The 21,883-nt window shown below is 22.7% G+C and carries 12 protein-coding genes; 6 read left to right on the forward strand and 6 right to left on the reverse strand.

All coding sequences use genetic code 11. The features are described 5' to 3' along the window. Window positions 1–32: 32 nt before the first annotated feature. Complete coding sequence (locus PSOL_RS00950; RefSeq protein ID WP_349402081.1) at window positions 33–2,147, reverse strand: ABC transporter substrate-binding protein; 2,115 nt, start codon at window positions 2,145–2,147, stop codon at window positions 33–35. Between the two features lie 94 nt (window positions 2,148–2,241). Continuing rightward, complete coding sequence (locus PSOL_RS00955) at window positions 2,242–3,273, reverse strand: hypothetical protein (RefSeq protein ID WP_349402082.1); 1,032 nt, start codon at window positions 3,271–3,273, stop codon at window positions 2,242–2,244. Between the two features lie 563 nt (window positions 3,274–3,836). Here PSOL_RS00955 and PSOL_RS00960 point away from each other — a divergent pair. Continuing rightward, complete coding sequence (locus PSOL_RS00960; protein ID WP_349402083.1) at window positions 3,837–8,921, forward strand: AAA family ATPase; 5,085 nt, start codon at window positions 3,837–3,839, stop codon at window positions 8,919–8,921. 1,326 nt (window positions 8,922–10,247) lie between these two features. Further along, the gene (locus PSOL_RS00965; protein WP_349402084.1) at window positions 10,248–11,042 is read left to right on the forward strand and encodes a hypothetical protein; all 795 of its coding nucleotides are present in this window, start codon (window positions 10,248–10,250) and stop codon (window positions 11,040–11,042) included. 1,092 nt (window positions 11,043–12,134) lie between these two features. On the opposite strand, the gene PSOL_RS00970 is transcribed toward PSOL_RS00965, so the two are convergent. The 4 genes from PSOL_RS00970 to PSOL_RS00985 form a co-directional block, all read right to left on the reverse strand. Next, complete coding sequence (locus tag PSOL_RS00970; protein ID WP_349402085.1) at window positions 12,135–12,575, reverse strand: group II intron reverse transcriptase/maturase; 441 nt, start codon at window positions 12,573–12,575, stop codon at window positions 12,135–12,137. A 149-nt stretch (window positions 12,576–12,724) separates the two neighbouring features. Further along, on the reverse strand, window positions 12,725–13,087 hold the full coding sequence (locus PSOL_RS00975) for a reverse transcriptase domain-containing protein (protein WP_349402086.1): 363 nt from the start codon (window positions 13,085–13,087) through the stop codon (window positions 12,725–12,727). A gap of 42 nt (window positions 13,088–13,129) precedes the next feature. After that, window positions 13,130–13,534, reverse strand: coding sequence for a reverse transcriptase/maturase family protein (locus PSOL_RS00980; protein WP_349402087.1), 405 nt, complete (start codon window positions 13,532–13,534; stop codon window positions 13,130–13,132). After that, on the reverse strand, window positions 13,491–13,838 hold the full coding sequence (locus PSOL_RS00985) for a hypothetical protein (RefSeq protein WP_349402088.1): 348 nt from the start codon (window positions 13,836–13,838) through the stop codon (window positions 13,491–13,493). Before PSOL_RS00985 ends, PSOL_RS00980 begins: the two co-directional genes overlap by 44 nt. A gap of 1,230 nt (window positions 13,839–15,068) precedes the next feature. Between PSOL_RS00985 and PSOL_RS00990 the strand changes: the two genes are divergently transcribed. From PSOL_RS00990 to PSOL_RS01005, 4 genes are all read left to right on the forward strand, one after another. Continuing rightward, window positions 15,069–18,104: a cytadherence high molecular weight protein 2 gene (locus PSOL_RS00990; protein ID WP_349402089.1), complete on the forward strand. Its 3,036-nt coding sequence runs from the start codon at window positions 15,069–15,071 to the stop codon at window positions 18,102–18,104. Window positions 18,105–18,143: 39 nt separating this feature from the next. Continuing rightward, complete coding sequence (locus PSOL_RS00995) at window positions 18,144–19,127, forward strand: ATP-binding cassette domain-containing protein (protein WP_349402090.1); 984 nt, start codon at window positions 18,144–18,146, stop codon at window positions 19,125–19,127. Further along, window positions 19,124–19,918: an ABC transporter ATP-binding protein gene (locus PSOL_RS01000; protein WP_349402091.1), complete on the forward strand. Its 795-nt coding sequence runs from the start codon at window positions 19,124–19,126 to the stop codon at window positions 19,916–19,918. The genes PSOL_RS00995 and PSOL_RS01000 overlap by 4 nt, the downstream gene beginning before the upstream one ends. 257 nt (window positions 19,919–20,175) lie before the next feature. After that, a complete protein-coding gene (locus PSOL_RS01005; protein WP_349402092.1) occupies window positions 20,176–21,750 on the forward strand; it encodes an ABC transporter substrate-binding protein in 1,575 nt (524 codons plus the stop codon). Window positions 21,751–21,883 lie beyond the last annotated feature (133 nt).

The following is a 21,883-nucleotide window of genomic DNA, read 5'->3' on the forward strand; positions in this document are numbered from 1 at the left end:
GTAAACTTAATAAAGGAATAGAAGGTATAATTTCAAAATATTTTTTCCAATTCATTTAATAATTTTAAAATTATTCGTTCTTTATTATTAAAATTATTTTTCGATATATTTATAATAAAAGCGTTTAATGTATCAACATTACCTTTTAATCTGTTATTTTGATCAATACCTATAAATTCTTTATTAGTATAATGAATTTTATTTTTCAATTTTTCTTTATCTTGTTCAGGTATTTGTGACAATTCTTCATTTAAATCAATATCAAATATATAATTACAATAAAAATTAGTCAAGAAAAAAAACATAATAAAATTAAAATTTGAAGTAAATTGGCTATCTATAAATAGATCTACATTATCAGGATATAATAAACTATTTATAGTAGAAGATAAATTTTCACCTTGATTATTTTTTTCTAATATAGTTTCTTTATCATTACTACTATTTTTCATTGTTAAGAAACGTTTTAGAATAATTTTATTCTCGAAAAAAGTTTTAAATCTTTCTTGTAAATAATCAAAAAGCATTTCAAATCTTTTATCATCAAAACATGAAATTTTTAATTCAATGGGTTTTGTTTTTGTATCTAATGGTAATTTGTCATAAGCTTTAAAAAATAAATTTTTAGCTTTTTCTTCATCAAAACTTTTTGATAATAAATTATTTTTTTCTGTTCGTTGATTTTCTTCTTCTAAATCTAAAAAATTATTTAAATTTTTTTGCAAAGAAACGTTTTTATCATAACTAAATTCAGATAATTCGGAAATAAGATAACAAGAAGGTGTAAAAAAAGGAAAAATATTTTTTATTATTTCTTGACGATCAAATAAAAAATATAAAGATTTACGAAAATCTTTATCTTGTAAAATAGGATGTGATATTTCTGCATTTTCCCAATTGTCTAATATTTTTAAATATTTTTGATAAGTTGTTTTATCTTTAACTTCCCACAGTTGTTTTAGTAAATCTTTGTATTGATTGCAAATTTCATTTTCTTGTTCTTTTTCGGAAATAATTTTATAATTATTTTCTAATTTATTAATAATATTTTCTTTATTATCATTATTTTTTTCATTTTTATTAAAATAATCCTTAAAATAAACTAATTGTTCTAAAATTTTGGATTTTAGTCTATTTTTTTTTGTAGTTAAATTAAAAATTAAAAATAATTGTCTCTCATCTAATGTAAATTTTTTGTTATAATTTTCATTTTCTAAAAATTCTTGATTTTGGATATGGTCATTATAAAAAATATCTGAGTCGATGTCTTCTAAAGGAATATAACAAGAAATTTTACCATTTCGAAATAATTCGCGTTGTTCACCTTTAGAAGCGTTTAAATAAATAATATGATTTATTTTGGAATTATTTTTATTTTCTGTGATTAATTTAAGTTCTAAGATCATATTAAAAGGATCAAATTTATTAATTTTATATTCACCATAAGATAAAAGTGGATATTTTGGAAAACCATATTTTTTTTTGAAAAAATCATTATCTAAATTATTTGATTCATATTTAGAAGGAATTAAAAATATCTTTTTTTTTAAATATTCTATAATTTGTTTTGATGGTGTATTTTCTTTCAATTTAATTTTTATTTTTAAATCGTCGTTTTTATCAATTGAAATAAAATCATTGAATAATTTATCTTTTTCTGATTTACGATATTCAATAATATATTTAACTAAATCTTGATTTAATAACTCAATCAAATCTTTAGCTAAATTATTATCTATATAAATTTTTAAAGAATTTTTTAAAGTTTGAGCGTTAATAGATTCATCATTTTCAAATGTTAAATTAGGTTTTATTTTTAGTATTATTTCATTTGTTTTTGAATTTGTTTGAAATGTTTCTTCGAAAATATCTTGTTTTAAGTAATTAAAAATTTCTTGAATTTGTTCATCAAAAGTATTAATTCTTTGATAAATATTTAAATCAATAGGGAAATCATTTTTTTCTAAACATAAAACTTTAGATGATTGAGGGATATGAGATAAAAAAAAGATTTTATCAAAATTATTATTTTTTGTTTTTTGTTTTCTATCTTTTATTTTTAATCCCCATAACAAAAAAATAGATAAAGTAATAAAAATAAAAATAAATATTATGATAAATTTTTTTTTAAAATTAATTTTTTTCATTTGGTTCTCTTATTTTCTTTTTTAAAAATTTAGTTTTTTAAAAATAAATTTATATATTAAAATTATTTCAATTTTTTGTGACTATATTTTATTGTTAATCCAATTTTGATTGGCTTTTTGGATTGTTAACTTTATCAAGATAATCAGCATATTTAATTTTAAAAATTAAAATACCTTTTCTATTACTATTTTGAATATCATTTAATGTTAATTCTTCATATTTTTTATTGAATATTTGATTAACTGGATTACTAGAGTCGTCTTCTTTAAAAATTTTATCTATTTGTTCTCTCTTAGTCAAAGGAATAAAGATTAAAACACTTTTATCATCAGTGTTATTATTTATAACTGAATTTGGAAAATCTTCTTTGGCAAATATTACAGTCTTTGTTGTTTGATCTGGATAAATTTGAGGTTCTTGAGATAAACGATCAATACCCGAAGCAATAGCAATCATATTATTTTCTTTATAATATTTTTTAAAATATTCGTTTGTAAATAATGAATCAAGTGTTTCAAGTTCAATTTCTTTATAAGGGAAATCAAAGTTTAATTCATCTTCTGTATTATTTTGTGTTTGATTTGCTTCTATATTTTGTTGAGGTTGGTTTTTAACTTGTGGTAAATTTTTTATTTTGTTTATATATATATTTTTATTATTTTCAATACAATATTGTTTTAATTCTTCTAATGTTGAGTCAAAATATTTTTTTTCATCTTTTATGATGTTTTCTTCGTTTAATCTAGGTATAAAAATACAAAGAGGTTCTTTAATAATATTAGACGAACTATATCCCTTATTTATAAATATTAATGCATGAGCAACATGATTATCAGTTCCCGAATAATATCCATTTATATCTTTATATTTATATATTTTAGTCGCTTCTTCTGGATATTGTTGTGTCATTTTTGTTTGAAATGAATCTAATTCTTCAAATGAAATCTCTTTTTCTTCTAATATATTTGGAACAGAGAAATCTTTTTTTATATCATTTGATGATTTTTTATTATTTAATTTTTTTGTAAATAAAAAAGATAATGCAAAAATACAACAAATACTTAAAAAAAGTAAAAAAAATACTATTATTTGTTTATATCGATAATAAAAACTTTTAAATTTCATAATTTTTAATTCCTTGTTTTATTCTATTTCAATAATCATAGCAAATATTTAAATTAACTATTTTGCAAATTCAAAAAATAATTTAAACTTCACTATTAACTACAATTATACATCAAAAAAAAAAAAAACAAGTTTAACACTCAGAAAAATTAATTTACTAAGGTTTTTACTTGCAAAACAAAAAAATATTTAAAAATAATTATATAACATCAATGAATTTTTTTAAGAAAGAAAAAAATATGTTATAATTTAATAGCGATTTATTATTATTCATCTGTTATCTTAATTTACCTCTAAATCATTAAATCGCATAAACATAATTTTTTAATCTTCAAAAATATGTAATAGAATATTTATTATATTTTTTTACATTTTTTTGCTTAAATTTTAAATTCAAAAACTCTCAAATATTATTTTTCATTAGAAAGGGTTTTCATAAAATATAATCGACAACAATGAAAATCAAAAATAAACTTTTTTCTTATTTTCTTATTTTCTTATTTTTTTTATCTACCTTAAATGTTAACGCCCAAACACCATTTAAATCTAATATCTCCAAGAATATGCTTAAAAATATAGATGATTTTGATATTGTTCAAAAATTAAAAAATACTTTTCCTAAATTAAGAAATAATCATGAATTATTAACTAAAATAATTCAAATAATTGCTCAAGAATTTCAAAAAAATTTTTATATCGATGACGAACAAAAAAACAATACTTTAATAAATAATTTATATTTGATAGAACGTTACAATCTTTTATCAGATTTTAGTAGTTCTATTCAACAAACAATTTCCAGCATTAATGAATGTATGTTGGTTTTCATAGGAGATAAAAATGATTATATTAATTATAATCATTATTTAAATGCTAAAAAACAAAATTTTAATACCCCTAGTGGGTCTTTTTGGCATTCTTGGACGCCACGAAATTTTTCTATTATTTCAAAAACATATTTACAATTTTTTATTGATAATTACTCTGATATTCTCATCCAAGAAACTCAAATTAACCTTCAAACAATTAAAATTCAAAAACAACTACAAACTAATACTTTTTTAGAAGAACAAATTAAAGTAAAACAAAAAGAAATATTAGAAAACAAAAATTTAACTGAACAACAAAAAAAAGAATTAAATAATAAAATCGATAATTTAAAAAAACAATTTGAAAAACAAGAACTCGAAATATCAAATTTAAACATTGATATTGAATCATTTAAAACAGAATTAAACAATAAAGAAGTAGAATTAAAAAAAATAACTAATATTTCTTTATCTGAAAAAAATGAATTACAAAATCAAATTCAACTTCAAAAAACTTTAATTTCTAATAATCAAACATCTTTTAATGATTTACAATCTAAATATACAAATATTCAAACAGAATTAAAAAATAAAGACAATCAACTTCAAGAACAAAGAATTAAACTCCAAGAACAAGAAACTCAAATTAACTTTCAAACAACTAAAATTCAAAAACAACTACAAACTAACACTTTTTTAGAAGAACAAATCAAAGAAAAACAAAAAGAAATCTTAGAAAATAAAAATTTAACTGAACAACAAAAAAAAGAATTAAATAATAAAATCGATAATTTAAAAAAACAATTTGAAAAACAAGAACTCGAAATATCAAATTTAAACATTGATATTGAATCATTTAAAACAAAATTAAACAATAAAGAAGCAGAATTAAAAAAAATAACTAATATTTCTTTATCTGAAAAAAATGAATTACAAAATCAAATTCAACTTCAAAAAACTTTAATTTCTAATAATCAAACATCTTTTAATGATTTACAATCTAAATATACAAATATTCAAACAGAATTAAAAAATAAAGACAATCAACTTCAAGAACAAAGAATTAAACTCCAAGAACAAGAAACTCAAATTAACTTTCAAACAACTAAAATTCAAAAACAACTACAAACTAACATTTTTTTAGAAGAACAAATCAAAGAAAAACAAAAAGAAATCTTAGAAAATAAAAATTTAACTGAACAACAAAAAAAAGAATTAAATAATGAAATCGATAATTTAAAAAAACAATTTGAAAAACAAGAACTCGAAATATCGAATTTAAACATCGATATTGAATCATTTAAAACAAAATTAAACAATAAAGAAGCAGAATTAAAAAAAATAACTAATATTTCTTTATCTGAAAAAAATGAATTACAAAATCAAATTCAACTTCAAAAAACTTTAATTTCTAATAATCAAACATTTTTTAATGATTTACAATCTAAATATACAAATATTCAAACAGAATTAAAAAATAAAGACAATCAACTTCAAGAACAAAGAATTAAACTCCAAGAACAAGAAACTCAAATTAACTTTCAAACAACTAAAATTCAAAAACAACTACAAACTAACACTTTTTTAGAAGAACAAATCAAAGAAAAACAAAAAGAAATCTTAGAAAATAAAAATTTAACTGAACAACAAAAAAAAGAATTAAATAATGAAATCGATAATTTAAAAAAACAATTTGAAAAACAAGAACTTGAAATATCGAATTTAAACATTGATATTGAATCATTTAAAACAAAATTAAACAATAAAGAAGCAGAATTAAAAAAAATAACTAATATTTCTTTATCTGAAAAAAATGAATTACAAAATCAAATTCAACTTCAAAAAACTTTAATTTCTAATAATCAAACATCTTTTAATGATTTACAATCTAAATATACAAATATTCAAACAGAATTAAAAAATAAAGACAATCAACTTCAAGAACAAAGAATTAAACTCCAAGAACAAGAAACTCAAATTAACTTTCAAACAACTAAAATTCAAAAACAACTACAAACTAACACTTTTTTAGAAGAACAAATTAAAGAAAAACAAAAAGAAATCTTAGAAAATAAAAATTTAACTGAACAACAAAAAAAAGAATTAAATAATGAAATCGATAATTTAAAAAAACAATTTGAAAAACAAGAACTCGAAATATCGAATTTAAACATTGATATTGAATCATTTAAAACAAAATTAAACAATAAAGAAGCAGAATTAAAAAAAATAACTAATATTTCTTTATCTGAAAAAAATGAATTACAAAATCAAATTCAACTTCAAAAAACTTTAATTTCTAATAATCAAACATCTTTTAATGATTTACAATCTAAATATACAAATATTCAAACAGAATTAAAAAATAAAGACAATCAACTTCAAGAACAAAATCAAAACATGAAAGATTTTGCAAAACAAACTATTTTAACAATTAATGCATCTCATCAAATCCTAAATAATTCAATCGAAAATTCAAATAAACACATTAATAAATTGACAAATAAACTTAAAAAAGAAGAAAAAAATAAAATCATTAATAAATTAGAAAATCCTAAAAAATTTAAAGTTGATGCTTCTAAACTACCAACTTTAAGGGAAGTAATTGGTTTTCAAGAAGAAATATCACAACTAAAAGAATTTTTACATTATTTAAAAAATCCTGATAAATATAAAAAAATAGGAGTTAAAAAACCCCCGAAAGGAGTTTTATTATATGGTCCTCCAGGAACAGGAAAAACCTTTTTAGCCCAAGTAATTTCTAAAGAAGCCAATTTACCATTTTTTGCTCTTAATTCTAGTGATTTTTCAAAAACTTATTTGGGAGAAGGTCCGAAATTAATTAATGAAATCTTTGAAGAAGCTCGTAAAGAATCTCCTAGCATCATTTTTATTGATGAATGTGAAAGTGTTTTTCGTAGTCGTGTGAACAATAAAAATTCTCATTCTGATCACGATAACATGATTGCAGCTTTTTTAACCCAAACAGAAGGTTTTAAAACGGATTCGAAACATCCTGTTTTTTTAATTGGAGCTACCAATTATAAAGATGAAATCGATCCCGCTATTTTGAGTCGTTTTAGTAGACATATTAAAATAGATTTATTAAATGTTTCAGATAGAACCAAATTCCTCAAAACTTTAGCATCATCATATCAAATAGATATTCGAGCATACCAATATTTAGATAAAATAATTGAAATTACAGAAAAATACGATGATGAAACCCTCAAAACCCAAAGAAAATTAACAGATATTTTAGACCAAGCTGCTATCAAAGCTATTAGTCATGATCATTTAAATATTTTGCCTATTGATTTGCAATTATCTTTATCTACACAAATGAATCAAAAATTTAATTGGGGCCCACACGAGCATACCAAATATTTATTGACAGATTTAGAAAATTTAAAAGAATATAAAAATATTCCAATTCAACATATTTATCGAGATACAAATACACTTTATAATAGCAAAGAAAAACAGTATTTTGATTTGATTTTCGGAAATTCTCATTCCTTAAAACAAAAAGTTTATAATTCAAATGATCAAAAAATTCAAATTATCAACTTTTCTAAAAATCCAGATAAAATTCAAAAATTTTATGGAACTCTCAATTTTTTACCACCTGAATTATTAGGTTTTTATTTTGAAGATGAAAACCCAACTCAAGAAACTACTAAAATGTATGAATCTACAACTTTAGAAGAATTTTTGGATATTAGAAAAAAAAATACTAAAAAAATTTATTTTATTTGGAATATTAATAAAATAGCTGAAAACATGGCTTTTGCTCAAAATCTAATAACAAATATGAATCAAAAATATCCTTTTTTACAAAAACAAGAATTTTTAGAAAAAATTTATTTTTCTGCTAAACAAAAAGATATAACTTCAAATCAAATTCAACAAATAATTGATGAACACATTCAACAACTAAAAAACAACCTAAATAACAAAATTAATACTGAAAATCCATTTCCAAATTCTTGGTTTTTGACCGAAACATTAAAAACAATTATTACACAAGAAATAGATAAAAATTTTCAAAAACCCTACCATTCTATAAGTGAAATAGAAAATAGTATTTTAGAAAATATCCACCAAAAAATTTTAGAAAACAAAAAAAACATCATCCAAAATAAAATTAAAGAATTAGTAAATAATTTTAAAATCAATCATCCTTGGTTTGAAAACAATCAAATTTCACATTTAAAAAAACTACTATATAATAAAAATAATGAATTATATTTATTACCATTAAGTTTAAAAGATATGGATATCGAAATAATTTACAATAATTTTGAAAATATCAAAAACTATCAGTTGCTAAAAATAATTAATAATAAATGGAAACAAAACTTAAATTACTTTAATTTCCGTTATCCTCATTTTACTCAAAAAGAAATTAAAAACATTATTACTGATAAGGTAAAATCAGAATTATTTCAGCCTAGGGTTTCTTTGGAACAAATTAACCAAGAAATTCAAAAAACAATAGATGAAAACGAAATCAGAATAATTAATAATTTTCAAAATGAAATGTCTGAAAATATCGATCAATTATTAATAGAAAAAAAATTATATAAAAACATACCATTAAACAAAATCAACACTATTCACAAAGAATTACTAGTTCTTGTCAAACAAGAATTAAAAAAAACGGACTCCAACGAAAATAAAATACAACAAAAAATTAAAAATTTTCTTGAAAATTATCAAATAACACCTTTTTCAAACCCTTTATTATCGTTTTTTCAAGACAAAATAACACTTATTGCAATTATTTCAATTGTTACCATTTTAATTTTTTTTATAATAAGTAAAATAAAAAAATAATGTTAAAAAATTTTATAAAAATTAAATTTAAAAAAAGTTCAAAAAAAAATATAGTTACTGCAAAAATTCGATGAGTTTCTCAATAATTTTTAAATTATTTTTGGTTTTTTGAAAGAAAGTAAAAATAAAACTTTTTTATTTTATAATTTGTTGTAGCATTTGGGGTGCGCCTTGTTGTCGTTGAAACATTTTTTTTAACTAAAATTTAAATTATAATTGATTTAGTTTTTAATTTTAATTCAAAACATGGCTTAAAAAACTTCAATCAATCAACAAAAAAAGAGACTTTTTAAGGGTCTCCTTTTTTTTAATTAAAATTACAAATAGTTTTTATTTTTATGTTTCATTGTTAATACAATTTATAATTTATTTAAACTAATTTTTCAATTTCTTCTTTCGTAATTGTTTCTTATTCTAAAAGTTGATTTGCTATTTTATCTTATAATGTTTGATTTTCTTTTTTTATTATTTTTGATTTGGTTCTGAATTTAAGTTATCTACAATTTCAATAGTTGTTATAACTTCAAGAACTTCTACTTTTTCAGCTACTGCTTCTTCAGGAGTTTTTGGAGCTGATTTGATAGTGTCTTTTTTTGTAGTTTCATTTGTTTCAACCGTTTTAGTAACTTTTTTACCAACTCAAACTTTCTAAATTATAAGTGATGCAAACACAACTAACATTACAACCATCCCTAAGGCGATTAAATTATCTTTTTTTTGTTCTTCTTTCTTATTATGGTTTTCGCAATGAATTAAATGCAAAAGTAAATATTTCGGTTTGAATGAAATACTTAGAGTTTTAGATGGAATAAAAATGAATTAGAAAAATCTTTATTCAAGTTTTGATATAATTTAATTTTTTCTTGTATGTTTTGTTAGGGTGGAGTGGTTTATTGTTTGTTGATGAATTAATAAAGCCAAATGTAAGTAATTATAATAATTATTTTGTTTTTTTTATTAAAAATTGTTTTATTATCATGAATTTTTATTCCTTTTGTATTTTTTTTAATAGCAATTTCTATAAAAAATACTATTAATTATAATATATTATATATACATCAAAAAAAGTTTAACGATCAGAAAAATTAATTTTCTAAGATTTTTACTTGTTTTTTGTTATGTTTTTATGATTTTTTTAATTTCTTTATCAATCACTTTTTTATCTAAAATTTAGTAATTTCAAGATATGCACATTAATTAGATATGTTATAATATGCATATAGGAAAATCAAACTTTAATATAATATATTTTGATAATTTTTACTTGTTAACAACATTTTAAATGGGTTTTCTTATAAAAACTAAAAATAAGGAGAAGTTTTATTTATGATGAGAAATATTATGATGAGAAATAACAAAATAAAATTTAAATTATTATTTATAATTATTGTTTTATTACCTTGTGTTTTATCGTTTAATAATTTTGTTTTCGCTATTACAGAAATACAAAAACTAGAAAATAAAAATTTATCAAAAGAACTAATTCAAAAAATGAATCCCATTATGACAACTTTTTTGGATGATGATATTCCAATGCCATCCTTTTTTGTCAATCAATTTAATACTCTGGGTTGTGTAGAATTTAAACAAAGCAATGATATTAATTGTTATGATTATAAATTTGTTCATCATTATGATTTTGAAGGAAGATTAATGACTATGCAACAATATAATCCTGATGGTTCGTTAAAATATAAATTTTTTTATGTATACAGTGACGATAAAAAAAAATTACAAGTTATTGAAATATATCTTCCAGAAGAAAATAAAAAACCATTTTTTAAATTTGTAAATAGTCATAACGATGAAGGTAAATTGATAAAAATTCAAGAATTTTTTTTAGGTTTTGAAGGTGATATTTATATCCCTGTTTACAGTAATAAAAATTTATTATTTTATATAAAAAAATATAGTTTTCAAGATGAATTCAAATGTTTATATAAATTTATATACAACGGCGATCATCAATTAGAAAAAATTGGAAAATACAATGATATTTTGTCAACAGAAGAAACAAAAACATCTTATATTTCATACAACAAAAAACAAGAATTTTCAGAGATTGCAGATTTTAATAATTATGGTTTTAATCTTTGTACTTTTGTAAACACAATAAAATAAATCATTATGATTCAACATAGCGAATGTTGGTAATTTTATGATAAATAATAATTTTTAATAATATAAATAAGGTACCTAACCAAAAAAATATTGAAAATCAAAAACTAAATTGTTTATTAAAATAAACAGTTTAGTTTTTTTGTTTTTCTAAGTTGTGATAAAAAAAGAGTAATAAAAAAATGTGTTTAATAATTTTAAACTTTCACAATAATTCAAAAAAACTAGAAGTAATAAAAAAAATGAAAAAAACAATACAAGAATTAAAGATAGTCAATTGTGTCCCCCCCCCACTAGATTAAATTTTTGATTAAATAAAAAATACGTTTTTATTCTTGAAAAGAATAGATGATAAGCGAACAAAGCTTTTTTTAAATCATTAAATAAAATCGAAATCATTGAATATTAAGGAGAGTTATTCTAACACCTTTGCCATATAACTTGTGCATGCTTTATTTCTCTACTGTCTTATTCCTTAATACCCACCTAAGAAAAAAATATTAGTATTTTCAAAAGTAATTATTACAAAATATTTTTAATAAAGTTGTTATTTTTATACGGATAGATTAATTGTGTTTTATTCAGTGATTTGTCTTTGCTGTTTTATTTACAATCACCCCCGTCCAAACCGTGCGAGCAAGTTTCCAAGCACACGGTTTTCCATAATTTATTTCCGTTTCAATAAATTACTAGCTATTTTCGCCTTGTGAAGGTCGTTAACCTTCGCCCAGGTAGGTCAATGTGTTAATTTATTCCAAAATTAACTTTGAACTTTCTACGACTACTAAATAGCTTCTTTATCCTTGGCTATTGGGGCTTTTATTTTCCAATTTATCAATTTAATGACTTGGCTTTAGATCGTGATAGAATCATGGCGTTTCAGAGTTTAATCTTATTACCATGAGCCCCACACACCACCGTGCGAGCAAAGTTTCCAAGCACACGGCGGTTCCAAGTTTCTAGCTTTATGGATTGCGTTTATTTATTTATGAATTATTTCTTGATGTTTGTTCTAAAATTTAGTATTTGTTGTTGAGTTATTGGTGTGTGGCATGTGATACACAAAGCTTTCGTTTCTTTATTACGAACGCTTTGCTAGTTTTTATTTCTTACTGTTTTTTTGTGGTGAATTTGTAATTTTTGATTACTTTTTCCACATTTCTCGCATGTCTCAGCCCCTAGCCTGTCGAATAATTTGGTGCGTCCTTTATAGATATTGGGATTTGGTATTGAGTCCTCGCATTTAAAATTGCGTTTCATCTTTACCTTACCCCAATTAAAGGTTTCCCAAATTTCACACATGACTTTGATTTTATTCTTGGTCTTGTATTTTATTCCGAATGTTTTAGTTTTAGGTATGTTGTATTTCTTCCGCACTTTTGCGACGGAAGTACTAAACTTTCTTGCAAATGTTTTCAGGAGTGAATAAGTTGCGATGTAGTATAACTTTCCTAATTGGGCTATATTACCTGCGTAGGCATAGTAATTCGTAAACCCTCTTAGTCTTGCTTTGTAACTTCTGATAATTTCTAACAATTCAAAAGAGTGGAGATCCTCTTGGTGTTTGATTTTTTTCTTCTTGTTGACCCTTTCGGTTATTCAAAGCGTATTTTTCAACTTTTGCTTTGTTGATTTTTAATCTTGTTCTTCCGTTTAGTTTAGGATCTTGTAGTCCCCTTTGGGTTTTAGTTTTCGATGGGATTGACTGATAGGTCATATCCCAGAAATTCTACTCCTTTTTTGCTTTTCGAGATTGTAGATTTTTCAGTGGATACGACTAATTTTAGTTCTTCTTGTAAGTAATTCTTAATCGTATCCATTACTTTGTATGCAAGTGTTATATTGTCTGAACTTATTCCAATGATAAAATCGTCTGCATATCTAATATATTCAAGTCTAGTTGGTTTCTTGGAATTGATACAAACTTCTTTAAGTTGTTTTTTAAACTCTTGATATTTGTCTGTTGTTCCATTTACCTTCTTTTCTTTTGCCATAAGTCTCGATTTCTGGCTATATTCAGGGTTTATTTTACTTTTCCATCTCCCCATTGATGACTTTTTTTTAATTTATCCTCGATGAAGTTATCTAATTCATTTAACATGATGTTTGACAGGATGGGTGAGATAATGCCTTCTTGCGGGGTTCCTGAATATGTTGGTTCTATATTTCCCTTGTTTCATTACTCCACTTTTTAACATTTTATAAATCATTTTAATGAGTTTATGCTTTTTAATGCTTTTTTGGAGTAATTTGATTAGAGTTTCGTGATTAACTGTTCCGAAAAAATCTTTTAAGTCAATTTTGACGAAGTAGTTTATCCCTTGAAATCTTTGTTCAAAACGCTTTAAAGCATCTTGACAGGTTTTTTTAGGACGGAATCCGTAGCTCCATTCGGAAAACGTGGGTTCATAGACTGCTTCGAGTTGCATACGTATGATTTCTTGTACTACTCTATCTTTTATGGTAGGTAGTCCAAGTTGGTCTTGTTTTGCCATTGCTTTTGGGGATTTCTACATATTTCACGGGTTTGGGTATATATTTGTTTTCCCTTACCAGTTGTCGGATGTGTTGGATATCTTTTAACGTATATCCATCGATTGTTTCCCCATCTATTCCTGATGTGCCCGCTCTCTTGTTATTACTTATTTTGTTAAAAGCTACGAAATAACTCTCTTCAAGGTTGGTAATTTTTTGGAATCGTTTACAATTTGCAATTTTTGAATTTTTTGCAATCTCATTGAGTTGCTTCAATTCTGTAGAAAGCTTAGAATTATTTGTTAATAATTCAGTTGTTGACATACTTATCAACTCCTTTCTTCATCCAGAATTAAAGCTGAAATTTGGTTCCCCTTTCGCCTTGTGAGGGTTGTTATCCCTTTCTTTGGTAGGTCAGTGCATTAATTTATTCCAAAATTAACTTTGAACTTTCTACGACTACTACGGTTATGCTTTTCCCTTGAATCTACCAACTTAATGATATTTTAACTAGTTACCTAGTGATTTTTAGGGAGATAGAAGTTACTCTAATTTACGACCAATTCCTTTAGGTGAGATGACCTTAGCTTAGGTAAATACCGTTGAGCCAGGTGAATAATTAGCTTTTTTACTTGATAATTTTAGATATTAGAATCCTTGATATCTAAATAGCTAATTTCAGAGTCTTTTGCTATTATCTCTGAGTTACTTGATTACATTTTTTTATTCTCTTAGACTCATTTCAGAGCTTATCCATAGGAATATCATCTTGCGGGATCGTCTTAGGTAATAGTTTCCCTTCAATCCGCTTTCAATCTCTGCTGTAATTTTTGGTTCTTTCGTTCCGAAAACCGAGATCGTGATGTCACATATTATCTTGTGTGTGGGAGTGGTTAATTCCTTAGTAAATTAGGCATCTTTCTCGCCCGATTCTCCAAGTTACTCTAATTATCGACCTTTGTCCTTTAGGTGCAGTAACCGTTTATGTTTTTATGTCTTTCCTGACTGTCGGTGAGATTCCAGGTTTTCTTTATTGATAAACTATCCAATACGAAACTTTTCTATTGATAGATTCTGGACTGAATGACTTCAGTAGTTTGCATAACAGGTTATTTTATTACATCTTCTTTTCTTCTTAGGCCATTGCGCAGGCTTATCCATGGGACAATTTGATTGCGGGGGGTCATATTGATTAACAACTACTTCATCTCAACTCGCTTTTATGGTTTGCTGTAATTCATTTGTCTTTTGTTAAGTAAACCAACCCCATATTCTTTCAGTGTTTATCGCACTGGTTATTGGTTAGATAACACGATAATTAAGCATCTTTGGCGCCCTTATGAAATAAGTAAATATTTTTTTTGTTAAGATAATATCTTTGAAATAAAATAAAAAATTTTATTCATGTTTTGTGATTTTAATTTTAAATTAAGTTTAATTGTGTTATACTAAAGGTAATGATGTATATTTTAAAGATGAAACTCTTAGAAAATTTAAAAATTAAATAATTTTTAATCAAAAATTTCTTATTAAGTTAAAATTAAAGGAAAATTTATGTTTTTTTATAATAAATTATTATCTTTGTTTAAAAAAAAGCGAAAAAAAAATGATGTTTTTTCTCCTTTTTTACAAGAATTAAAAAAAACAATTATACAGATAAAAATAACATCTATCAATGAATCTAAAAAAAATAATGATTTAAATGATGATATACAAATATTAAAAGATAAGTACGAATCATATACAAAAACAATTAAAAAAAAATATTTTAAAATATTTACTGTTCTTGATGAAAAAATCAAACAATTAGTAAAACAAAAAAATATTATTTTGCAAAAAAACACTCTTAAAAAGGTTAAAATAAAAGATTTTTTTAACAAAGAGATTAGTGTTCAAAAAAACAAAAATCAAGTCAAAATTAAACATTTAATGAAAATTTTTCAAAAAGAAATTGAATATTACAAAAAGCAAAATCATAAAAAAAAAATACATCTTTTAACTCAATTAACCGATAAAAACAATAATATTAATAATTTATTAATTCATCTCGAAAAACAAAAAAAACAATTAGAAGAAAAAAAGAATTCTGATAATCAGCTGTTAAAACAAAATTTTTATAATACAGATTTTAAATTAAATCAAAAACATAAAAATCTCAATAAACAATTAGGTTTAGAATTAAAAGCTTTAGAAATTAAAAAAATAGACAATTTAGCCAATATTGAAAAAATATACAATAATAAAATAGAGTTATATCAAAAAAATATTAATAAAATCCACAAAATATACCAAATAAAATTAAATTTTCACGATCAAATCTTTGATTCGATTAAAAATGATTATGAAAAAAGCAAAATTAAAATTAAATTACAAAAAGAAAATTTTTTTTGCAAGATAAGACCTATTACTTTTTTAAATCTACCATTTTGTCATTTTTTTTATAATTCTTTTGGTTCAGATATTCAAAATCAAAAAAATAAACTTTATTCTCGCAATCAAGAAAATGAATTAACTTATTTAAAAGAAATAACTTTATGGAAAAAAAAATATAATTTTATTAATATCAACCATTATAAAGCCATTAATCAATTACATTTAGAAAAAGAAAAAAAAGAAGAAATTTATCAAAAATATCGAAAAAATTTAATAAAAAATTATTATTATCAAGAGCAAAAAATTAAATATTTATTTGAGCAAAAAATAAATGATGTTAAATTACAAATTCAAATTATTCGTAATTTACATTTGCGAGATAATTCTATTTTTGATAATGAAAAAGATTATCAAGAAACTTTTTTTTCTTATCGTAAAATTATGTTAATTTTAGAATTAGAAAACAATTCTATTCAAAGTGATTACTACCATGATTTTTTTCATAATAAAACAGCCTTTGAATTTAAAAATAAAAGCATTGCTTTACAATTGAAGTTAGAAAAAATAAAAATTCATTTTAATGATTTAACTAAAATAATGGATTTAAAAAAAGAAATTAGTTTTTTAGACAATCAAATCACAAATTATGAATTGTTGCAACAAGATAATTTAATTATTTATCAATTAAATGAAGTAAAAAAAAAGCATTTTTATTTAAAAGATATTAGTTTACACAATATATATATTAATTATCTTTGGAAAAAACAACTTTTTGAAGAAATGCAACTTTTAACTACATTATCAGACTCTGTAAAGAAAATAAAATCAATAAACAATCAAAATATTGTTATTTTGGAGCAATTAAAACAAAAAATTAGTTTTTTTGAGACTTTTTGTAGTAATAAAATTTGTCTTTTAGAAGAAAATATTATAAATAAGTTTCAACAAATGATCAATAATGATTTTGTTAAAATTATAGAAGAACAATTTTATAATTTTTGTTTGCTTAATGAAAAAAAGTATTTCTTTAAAAAACAACAAATTTTAGATAAAATTGAAATTATCAAACAAATAATTATTTTTTATGAAAAACAATTATTTTTTATTAGTGAAAAAATTCAAAATAATGATGGACATCAAATTCAAACCCCATTGGAACAAATTTATCGTCAAATCAACCTTAAAAAAGAAAAATTTAATCAACAAAGTAATTATTTTTCTCAAAAAGTAATCAAAATAAAAAATGATTATTATAAAAAAAAACAAAAATATAATTTAAAACATCAACAAAAAATTAATGAAATTAAAGGGTTATTTCAAAAACTTTTCTTTTTATGGAAATATTGTCCTTTAGAAACCAAAATCACAAAATTACAACCTTTATCAGTTGTTAAAAAATTTTATTCTCCCCTTTTTTTCAAAATTTGGAAAAAAATTTTAAACAAAACTCTTCAAGTTATTTTTTTTTATTATCGTTATCAAAATAATTTTATTAAACAAAATAAATTTTTTTTAAATTTAGAAAGACAACAATCAATTCAACAAAAAGAAAAACAATCAATTGACTATTATTTGTTTGATACAAACTTTTTAATCAAAGATAAATTTATGAATTCTTTAGATTTTTTTGTTGAAAAAATATTCTTGCAAAAAGAAAAAGCATTTTTGCAAGAAATTAAAAAAAAGAAAATTCAAAAAGAAAAAGAATTAGAAAAAAGTTCAAAATCAATGCAACAAAAAATAGTTTTATTGAATGATAACCTTGAAGATGTGTTAATCAATTTAAAACAATTTTGGGAAACACAACAAAAAGATTTGAAAAAAAAATTAATTTTTTTACAAAAAAAGAATTTAGATAAATTTTCTCAAAAAGAAAAATTATTTTTTGAAAATAAAAAAATAACCATTAAGAAAAAAAATAATGAAATTTTTAAAAATTTTATTTTTCACAAAGAAAATATTTTAAAAATATTTGCCCAAAAAGAAATAAACAACAAGAAAAAAATTATTGTAATTAATAAAAAGATTAAGTATAATCAAAAATTTTTGCATCAAAAAATTAAAATATCTTTTTGGAAAGAAAAGTTTAAAAAAATAATGTTACAATTATCATTATTTCAGCAAAAATACAAAAAAACACAAGAAATTAACGGTCATTACAAAAAAATAAGTAAAAAAATTAAACAAGAAATTCAATTTGAAAAAAGAATTTCTTAAAAAAATATTTTCAAAAAACAAAAAAAATTAGGAGAAAAAATGGCTATTATCAATCAGATTTTAATTGAAATTAAAAATCTATCAAAATATTTTGTTGTTAAAAAGAATTTTTTACAAGAAGATGAATTTTTAAAAGCTAACCAAAATATTAATTTAAATATTTTTAAAGGTGAAACTTTAGCTGTTGTAGGGGGTTCTGGTTCAGGCAAATCTACTTTAGGACAGGTGATTTTGCAACTACAAAATCCAACCTCAGGTCATGTTTTTTATCATCAAAATAACAAAATAAATGTGGATTTAACTGCAATTAGCAACAAACAAAAACGTTTTTTACGCAAAGATTTACAAATCATTTTTCAAGATCCTTTTTCTTCTCTTGACCCCCTTTTTAAAATATCTGATATTATTGGTGAAGGACTTTTGATTCATAAAATGGTTAAAAATAAAAAAGATTCGGTATATAAAAAAATGATTTTAGAAATAATGCAAAAATGCGGCATTGATCTTTCTTTTTATAACCGCTATCCGCATCAATTATCAGGTGGTCAAAGGCAAAGAATTGCTATTGCACGTGCTTTGGTTATTAAGCCTCAATTTGTTGTTTGTGATGAAATAGTTTCAGCTTTAGATGTTTCAATTCAAGCACAAATATTAAAACTGATTAATGATTTGAAAAAAGAATTTCAACTTACTTTTTTATTTATTACTCATGACCTAGGAGTTGCTCGTTTTTTAAGTGATCGTATTTGTGTGATGTATTTAGGTAAAACAATTGAACTTGCCAAAACAGAAGATATGTTTAAAAATCCTTATCATCCTTACACCAAACAATTACTAAATGCTATTCCTAAATTACCAATTCAAAACCAATCTCTTCCAGATTATGAAATTAAGTATGAATATCAAGATTTTTCATTTTTATTTCCAACCACCACTCAAGATTTAGATTGGTATCAAGTAGATTTTAATCACTTTGTGGCTTGTACTTTAAAAAATAAACCTAAAGGAAAAACCAAAATATGAGTTTATTACAAGTTAAAAATTTACATACTTATTTTCAGACTCAAAAAGAGTTAATTAAGGCAGTTTGTGGAGTTTCTTTTGAAGTTCAAAAAGAAAAAACCCTAGGTATAGTTGGAGAATCAGGAAGTGGTAAAAGTCAAACAGCGATGTCTATTTTGCAATTATTTGAAAAAAATCAAAAAATCCATCAAGGTAAAATTATTTTCGATCAACAAGTGATTTCGGAATTCGGGGAAAAAGAAATGCAAAAAATACGCGGAAATGAAATAGCTATGATTTTTCAAGATCCGACTACCAGCTTAAATCCTGTTTTTAAAATTAAAAACCAAATTATAGAAGTTTTAATGTTGCATCGCAATATAAACGCACAAAAGGCTTATCAAAAAAGTTGTGAAATTTTAAAAAAAGTTAAAATACCTAATATTCAAAGAATCATGAATTCTTATCCACATCAATTATCAGGCGGGATGTGTCAAAGAATCATGATTGCAATGGCGTTAGTTTGTCAACCTAAACTTTTAATTGCCGATGAAGCTACTACTGCTTTGGATGTGATTGTGCAAAAAGAAATCCTTAATTTAATTAGTGATTTGCAAAAAGAGGAAAAAACTGCTGTTTTGTTTATTACTCATGATTTAGGGGTAGTCTCTCAAGTGGCTGATGATGTGATTGTGATGCATCAGGGGAAAATAGTAGAAAGTGCACCCACTCAACAAATTTTAAACAATCCACAACACCCTTATACTAAAAATTTGTTAGCTAATTTTTTGAAAACAGGTCTTAGTTGCTAATTAGTAAAGAGTTTAAAAAAATTAACAAATATTTTTTTAATAAAACAAAAAAATTTTATCAATTATTAAATAACCAAAATATTTTTAAATTAAAATTAAAAAAAATCAAATTTTAAAAGTTTAATTTTTTATTGTTTATAAGTTAACTTTTTTTTGTTTTTGATGTATAATTGTATTTAATAGTAGTTATTTTTTGAAAAGCTGCTATTAATATCAAGCTGCTATTAATATCAAAACAAAAGGAGAAAAAATAAAATATGGATTTAACCAAATTCAAAAATTTTTACAAAAAACATAAAAAAGGAATGATTATTGGAAGTAGTTTGTTTGTTGTTTGTGGCATCATTATTACATTATTGATGATTTATAAACCTTTAAAAAACGACATTTTCGATAAAAATACAGTAAATATTGCTGTTCCTTGTGATACCAAAGGGTTTGATGTAACTATGGAAAGTATAACTAATTCTTCATATTCATACAATGTTTTTTCAATGATACATGATACTTTGTTATATAAAACAAAAAATGGCCAAGTAGAATCTAGATTAGCTTTGCTTCCTCAAAAAGAAGGCAAAAAACTAACATTTACTTTAAAAAATGATATCTTTTTTCACAATGGCAAACCTTTAAAAACAGATGACGTCATTTTTACTTTTGAAAGAGCAAAAACAAACGAACATAAACAATTTCAAGAAATTGATTCAATTACTAAAAAAGATGATAAAACATTTGAAGTTATATTAAAAGAAGATAATATGTGGTATGATTTTAAATTTTATAACTTTTTTAGAGTTTTAAGTAAGGAAACCATTTTAGCAGCCACAAATGAAACTGAAATGAAAAAAGCTTTACAAGTGGGATCAGGCCCTTATAAATTAGTTAATTATGAAAAAGATGATAAACTAAATTTTTTATTATTTGATTCTTATTATGATAAAACAAGAATCCAAAATAGTCTTAAAAAAGTTAATTTTATCGTTTCTAAAGACGATGACACTAATTTACAAAAATTAGAAAAGGGTGAATTTGATTCTATTAGTTATCCTGCAAGTAAAATTAAAGATATTAAAAAAAAGCTTGGCAATAAAGTGACGGTAGTTGAAAATGATTCTGTCAGTTGTAGCTATATTTATATTAACAAAAAAACCACTCCTTTGCAAACTAGACAAGCAATTAGTCAAACAATTGACACTAACAAAATTAAACAAGAGTTAGATTTACCGTCAAAAGTTTTAGATAGTTATTTACCACCTTCTTTGGTAGGTTATAATTCAGATTTAAAATATGTTTTAGATTTAACACAAGCTAAAACATATGTTAATACTTTAAACGAAACGCAAAAAAAATTAAAAATAGCTGCAAGTTCAGGTCCTTTAACTTTTCAACCTAAAATTATTGAACAATTAAGAGACGTTGGTTTTAAAGTTGAATTTGTTCAATTAGAATTTAATATGGTTACGCAAAAGATGATAGAAGATAATTCTGATTTTAATATGCTTTTTTTAGGTGAAAACCATGAAATGGAATACGGTCATAAATCTTTAAGTGATTATTTTTTAACCAACAATAACACGTCTAATTTTTGCCATGTTGATGAAAGCGATAAACTTTCCATTGAAAATAAATTAATTGAAGTACAAAAATCTTTTGATAAAGTCAAATACACTAATTTAGTCAAAGAAGTAAGTAAATACATCCATGATAATGTTTATGTCATTCCTTTATACACCTCTCCTTCTTATTTTATTACTTCAAATCATATTAAACAAGGTTTTACAACAGATGCTTTTTCGAGATTGGAATTTACTGATATTAGAAAAGAAAAATAGTATTATCTTGAAAGTATTTTTTTAATTCGCTTATCAAACTAGTTATTTTTAATTCTAAAAACTATTTTTTTTATCTTCTTAAAATAAAATATTTTGCCAATTAACTTGCTTTTTTTCAACACGGTATGTTTTA

The sequence above is a fragment of the Candidatus Phytoplasma solani genome, from assembly GCF_040126175.1.
In the GTDB taxonomy this organism is placed as follows: domain Bacteria; phylum Bacillota_I; class Bacilli_A; order Acholeplasmatales; family Acholeplasmataceae; genus Phytoplasma; species Phytoplasma solani_A.